Below are 5,805 nucleotides of genomic sequence, written 5' to 3' on the forward strand. Positions count from 1 at the left end.
GTGACGGGATTATTGTTGTTTAAATTTAACGTTATCTCGCCGCTTTTGCGTAACGGCGTTAAATTCACCACTGCGCCATCCGCAGTATTTAGATTAAATTCGCCGCCCAGCGCCAGTGCAGCGCACAAAAGGGTTAAAGTTAGAATTTTTCTCATATCGCAACCTCACTTCGGCAGATTCGGTAGTTTTGGATTCCAGCTTTCGCAGAAGTCTATCTGGGTCTCCTCCCAGTGATCAAGTTCCCAAAACCACTTGCAAGGATCGATGCTCGTGCGAGAGGGCGTCGCGGAGGCTAGATAGGGCGGAGGGCCTGCCGTGATAAAAGCTTGAACGCAGTTAAAAGCCATGACGATAGCAAAGGTCGCCACTGCAACTTTGCCTAGCGCAAATTTGGGTAAAACCGCGCCGTATGCGCCCTCTTCGCTTTTTTGCATTATTTTGCCTAGCAGCAAAATCACGCCTAAAAAGATAATGACGCAAAAATGCACCACTACGACCCAAAATTGTGTGTGTGCCTAAAATTTCAAGCCCAAAGCCCCGCTTTATGTCGAGGTAGCCGCCGCCGGTGCCGTCTAGGCTGTAATGCAAAAAGCCGTCGTATAGCCCGAGGCATGCTAAAAAGAGGATTGCAGCGAGGTATTTGACCTTAAAGCCGTATCTAACGATAACTAGCGCCATAAACGAGATCGCGACCATGCAAAATCTCTCGTGCCAGCACATGATGCAGGGGCTATCGCCCATGCCAAAGCCCAAAACCAAACACGCGATACCTACGGGTAGGACGATGAGGGCAAGGGCGGCAAGGGCAAAAAGATTGAAAAATCGCCTTTCATCTTCGCCCCAGCCCGCAGAAATCTCGGCGCCGCGAATGAAGCTTTGAGGCATTTTATCTTGCAAACTTTTCATTGCTCGCTCCTAAAAATTTCCCATAGGTACGACGGCAAATTTATTCACCCACGCCATCATGATGACGAGTATCGCGATACCCGCGATACCAAAGCCCATAACCGCGCGCTTTTTCTCGGGTCTAAACCACAACAAAATACCTGCGACGAAAAACATCAGAACCATTAAAAATTCTATATTTTCTCCTTTCTCGCTGAAATTTAATATCGTAAAAATATTACTATTTTGCTTATTAGACGTATATTAAAAATTATGTTTTTATCAGTATAAATAAATTTTTATGAAATTTCATGATACTAAAATAGCTATTTTTAAGAAAATTTTTTCTATTCCAGCTTGATTTAAATTTATCTAAAGCATTTCGATTAGCCTGATTTTGCTTGTGCGAGTCGCGTGATAAAACGTCACGCGATTGAAATTATAAAATTAGCAAGAAGATGAACAATGACTTTTAGCGCAGCGGCAAGCGAGTGGGGGGCAATCATCGCTGGGCGCATCCATTTTTCTTGCGGCGGAGCGGTCTCTTGCATTATGTCTATCTTCTTACGTTTAGGCTGTATTCTTGCACCGCGTTTTCCCCTACTGAGTCCTCGTTTCGGTAGCGGACGCCGCCTCGTTGATAGCAAGCAATACCTTGCGATCGGTTTATGTCGGTTGCGGATGCTGTTTTATTGTGCAGTTATTTCGGCTTGCATTGCGCAATGAAATTTTGAAATTTTACAAAGCTTGCCCAAGCCGATCACTTTAAATTTTTGCTCGTTCTTAGTCGCGAAATGTTTGCGCGTGGGCTTTAGGCGGCATGCAGACATCCTCACGTACTCCCTGCTGAACTATGACGAGCTTTCGTATCCGACGTCAAAAGCCGCCTACGACGCTTTCGTGCCGCCGTTTTGTAAGATATATCTAGTTTCCTACAACCTAATGTGCTTTTGAAAATCAATCGGGCTTAGCGCAGTATTGCAGGAATTTTTGCATATCGTAGCGATACTATTTGCCGTTAAATTCCACCATTTTGCCGCCGTGCAGGCGCAAGCACACGCTAGGCTCATAGATCGTCGCGATGAAGTCTGAGGCTTTCTTTGACGGTAAAAGCCGAGCGCCCCTATGGGCGTCTGAACGTGTCCGTAGGCTGGATATAGCTCGTCTGCGATCTTTGCGGCGTCTTTTAAAATTTTATCTACTTCGTTCATGTTCTCTTCTTTAAATTTACTCGGGTTATATTTAAATTTGCACGATTAGGCAAGGAATTTGGACCATCGTGCTACCACAAAATTTTAAAAAAGGCTATAATTTAGTCAACTTTATTTAAAGGAGATAAGATGACAGATTTTAGTTTTTGCAACCCCGTGAGGATAGAATTCGGCAAGGATAAAGAAAAACATATCGGGCAGTATATGAAGGAAGCGGGCGCGAAAAAAGCTCTCGTACTATACGGCAGCGAGCGCGTGCGAAAGAGTGGCCTGATGGACGTGGTGGAGAGCAGCTTAAAGGCAAGCGGTATAGAATTTACGCAGCTTGGCGGCATAAAATCAAATCCCGTGCTAAGCAAGGTAAACGAAGCGATCGAGCTTGCCAAAGAATTTGGCGCAGATAGCGTGCTCGCTGTGGGCGGCGGAAGCGTGCTGGACTCCGCAAAAGCCGTAGCCGCGGGCGCTTGCTACGAGGGCGACGTGTGGGATTTTTTCACCGGCAAAAGCCCGAGCGTTGCGCTTAAAATTTTTGATATCATCACTCTCGCCGCGACGGGCTCGGAGATGAACTGCGGCGGCGTGGTAACTAAGGAGCAGACCAAGCAAAAATACGCAATCAGCGCGCCGTGTCTATACCCGAAGGTCTCGGTCATAAACCCGCAGTTGCAAGCAACCGTCAGCCGCGAGTATCTCGTATATAGCGCGAGCGACATCATCGCGCACAGCATCGAGGGGTATTTTACCGCTAGCGTCCATCCGGAGATCGTGCGAGCCTATATCGAAGCCAATATCAAAACCGTCATCCGCACGACCGAAGCTTTGCTTGCAGATCCGAGCGATTACGACGCGCGCGCCGAGTTTGCGTGGGCCGCGACGATGGCGCTAAACGGACTAACCTACGTGGGCGTGGGCGGCTTCGGCTATCCGAATCATATGATCGAGCACGCGATGAGTGCGGTCGTGGACTGCGCGCACGGAGCCGGTCTTAGCGTGGTAATGCCTGCGTGGATGAGGTGGTATAAGGATAGGAATTTAAGCGCGTTTGAGCGTTTTGCGCGTGAAATTTTCGACCTTAAAAGCGCAGATGAGGGCATCCTGGCGCTTAAGGCGTGGTTTGATAAGATCGGCACGCCGACTAGCCTGGCACAGCTCGGCATCGAAGGCAAGGTGCTAGACGAGGTCATAGACGTAGCCGCGACAAACGCTAAAGCGTGGAATATGGCGGAGCTCTACAGCCGCGAAAATATCGCTAAAATTCTTGAGCTGGCAAGATAAATTTAAATGGAGTAAATCGGCTTATGGCTTTAGCCTCTTGCTTTGACTTTTGATTTTCGGACGGTCGTTAAACCATCCGAGCTTATCATTTTGGATTGAGCTCTTTTAAATATTTGGCGAGCCGACTTTGCCTATTTACTTGCTAAATTTGAGAAAGCGAGTCGGTGGATATTCGCAGCTACTATTTTATAAATTTTGCTAAAATTCCAAAAAATCAAGGAGGCACAATGAGCAAGATAGATGAAATTTGCAAGTATTTGGACGCTAAATTTAGCTCAGACGGTAAGATACAAAGCGATATAAAGGAGCTGTTTGTCTACCGAGCAAGCGTGCCGAGCGAGTTTTTAACCGGCGTTTACGAGCCTGCGCTTTGCATGGTTTTTAAAGGCTCTAAACTAGCCAAAGTCGGTAATGATTTTTACGAGTACGACGAGCAGCGCTATCTGCTAGCCGCTACGCACATCCCCGCCGTTGCGAAGATCAAAGGCTGCCCGTATCTAGCCATAAGGATCAACTTTGAGCTAGAGGATATTTTAAGCGTGATCGAGAGCATTGGCGGCGCCGAGAGCAAAAAAGGCGAGTTTGCAGGGCTAGCTCTTGGAGCGGTAGATGATGAGCTGCTTGAAGCCGTATTTAAATTTATCCGTTTGCTAGATCGTCCAAACGATGCTAAATTTTTAGCAAAGCTCGCGATAAAGGAAATTTTATACATACTCTTAAAGGGCGAAAACGGCGATTTCCTGCGCCAATACGCAATGCTAGAAACCATAGAAAATCGCGTCACGCGCGCTGCTAAAGAGATAAAATCAAACTACGCCGAGGCGATAAATATCGAAAATTTAGCCAGAAAGCTCGGTATTAGCGCATCGTCGCTATATCATAACTTCAAGCGTATCACGGCGCTTAGTCCGCTTCAATTTCAAAAAAAGATCCGCCTCGAAGAGGCAAAAAATCTCTTGATAAATCAAAATTTAGACGCCGCAGAGGCGACATTCGCCGTCGGCTACGCGAGCCCGTCGCAGTTTAATAGGGAGTACTCTAGGATGTTTGGCATGCCTCCTAAGGCGCACGTCTTAGCCATAACTGGCGCTTAAATTTAGTGCGGGCAGGTCTGCTGTCTCTCGTTGATTTTATCTTTCAAGCCTCTTTTATCTAAAATTTACATTTTCGACCCACCCCAACTACAAATTTGATCTAAATTTTGTATTTTTTATAAAATTTGCAGAAATAGGCAATGATTTTGCAGGATCGTTCTACCGCCTATTTTCTAAAACTGTTATAATTATTTCAGTTTAAAAATCAAAATTGCAAGGAGCAAAAATGGAATTTGTAAGCTTAAACGACGGCAATAAGATGCCTGTTTTGGGATTTGGCGTATTTCAGGTAGATCCGAAAGAGACGCAAAGATGCGTTGAGGATGCGATCTCGGTCGGTTACCGCAGCATTGATACGGCAAAGGCGTATTTCAATGAAGAAAGCGTGGGCGCAGCAATTAAGACGGCTCTTGCCGGCGGGCTAAAGCGCGAGGAGCTGTTTATCACTACTAAGCTTTGGATCAGCGACGCAGGTGAGGAGCGCGCGCTAAAGGCCTTTGATGCGTCGATGAAAAAGCTAGGACTTGACTACCTCGACCTTTATCTTATCCATCAGCCATATGGCGATATTTACGGCTCGTGGCGAGCGATGAAGCACCTAAAAGAGCAAGGCCGCATTCGTTCTATCGGCGTTAGCAACTTCTACGCTGATCGGATCGTAGATCTGTGCGAAAACAGCGGCGTCATCCCTGCGGTAAATCAGCTTGAGTGTCATCCATTTTTTCAGCGTGAAGCGTTAAAGCGCGTGCTTGATGGCTACGGCATAGCATTTGAATCGTGGGCTAGTTTCGCCGAGGGCAAAAACGATATATTTAAAAATGCCGTGCTAAGCGGTATCGGTGAAAAATATGGCAAAAGCTCAGCTCAAGTTATTTTGCGCTGGTTAATTCAGCGCGGCATCATCGTCATTCCAAAGAGTGTAAAAATAGAGCGAATGAGGCAAAATTTCGATATTTTTGATTTTGCGCTTGCACCTGATGATATGGCTGCCATTGCTGCGCTGGATACAGGCAAGACGCTGTTTTTTGATCATAGAGACGACAGCAGGATAAAGTGGCTCGTAAACTGGATGAAGGATAATGCGCCAAAACAATAAAAAACAAGCCTATTTTTCTATTACGGCGATCCGTAATTAGCCAAAAGGCGGCAATTAAGAGGCGAGAATTTATAAAAACGCGGTATTAGCTGGCGTAAATTTAAACGCGAAAGAAAATTTAATAAAGGAGAAAAACATGGAAAATCAAATTTGGCTTATCACAGCCGCTACGGGCGGCCTTGGGGAGAGTTTGGCAAAATATGCTCTAAGTAGAGGCGACAAGGTCGTCGCTACGTCAAGAACG

General features: G+C 46.3%; 8 protein-coding genes. 4 read left to right on the top strand and 4 right to left on the bottom strand.

Annotated features, from left to right (window positions below):
- Window positions 1–164: 164 nt before the first annotated feature.
- The 3 genes from Q0236_RS07170 to Q0236_RS07180 are packed head-to-tail and all read right to left on the bottom strand — an operon-like array spanning window position 165 to window position 1,071.
- On the bottom strand, window positions 165–368 hold the full coding sequence (locus Q0236_RS07170) for a hypothetical protein (protein WP_297916461.1): 204 nt from the start codon (window positions 366–368) through the stop codon (window positions 165–167).
- Complete coding sequence (locus Q0236_RS07175) at window positions 337–906, bottom strand: disulfide bond formation protein B (RefSeq protein ID WP_297916463.1); 570 nt, start codon at window positions 904–906, stop codon at window positions 337–339. Before Q0236_RS07175 ends, Q0236_RS07170 begins: the two co-directional genes overlap by 32 nt.
- Window positions 907–915: 9 nt before the next feature.
- On the bottom strand, window positions 916–1,071 hold the full coding sequence (locus Q0236_RS07180) for a hypothetical protein (RefSeq protein WP_297916465.1): 156 nt from the start codon (window positions 1,069–1,071) through the stop codon (window positions 916–918).
- Window positions 1,072–1,689: 618 nt separating this feature from the next.
- Between Q0236_RS07180 and Q0236_RS07185 the strand changes: the two genes are divergently transcribed.
- Window positions 1,690–1,839 carry a hypothetical protein gene (locus Q0236_RS07185; protein WP_297916467.1) on the top strand — a complete coding sequence of 50 codons (150 nt, stop codon included), beginning with the start codon at window positions 1,690–1,692 and terminating at the stop codon, window positions 1,837–1,839.
- Here Q0236_RS07185 and Q0236_RS07190 read toward each other — a convergent pair.
- The gene (locus tag Q0236_RS07190; protein ID WP_297916469.1) at window positions 1,818–2,096 is read right to left on the bottom strand and encodes a hypothetical protein; all 279 of its coding nucleotides are present in this window, start codon (window positions 2,094–2,096) and stop codon (window positions 1,818–1,820) included. The genes Q0236_RS07185 and Q0236_RS07190 overlap by 22 nt on opposite strands.
- Window positions 2,097–2,225: 129 nt before the next feature.
- On the opposite strand from Q0236_RS07190, the gene Q0236_RS07195 reads away from it, so the two are divergent.
- From Q0236_RS07195 to Q0236_RS07205, 3 genes are all read left to right on the top strand, one after another.
- Window positions 2,226–3,371 carry an iron-containing alcohol dehydrogenase gene (locus Q0236_RS07195; protein ID WP_297916471.1) on the top strand — a complete coding sequence of 382 codons (1,146 nt, stop codon included), beginning with the start codon at window positions 2,226–2,228 and terminating at the stop codon, window positions 3,369–3,371.
- Window positions 3,372–3,598: 227 nt separating this feature from the next.
- The gene (locus Q0236_RS07200) at window positions 3,599–4,465 is read left to right on the top strand and encodes an AraC family transcriptional regulator (RefSeq protein ID WP_297916473.1); all 867 of its coding nucleotides are present in this window, start codon (window positions 3,599–3,601) and stop codon (window positions 4,463–4,465) included.
- A 226-nt stretch (window positions 4,466–4,691) separates the two neighbouring features.
- On the top strand, window positions 4,692–5,561 hold the full coding sequence (locus Q0236_RS07205; RefSeq protein WP_297916475.1) for an aldo/keto reductase: 870 nt from the start codon (window positions 4,692–4,694) through the stop codon (window positions 5,559–5,561).
- The last annotated feature ends 244 nt before the right edge of the window (window positions 5,562–5,805 follow it).

It is taken from the genome of uncultured Campylobacter sp. (assembly GCF_938031315.1).
GTDB lineage: Bacteria > Campylobacterota > Campylobacteria > Campylobacterales > Campylobacteraceae > Campylobacter_B.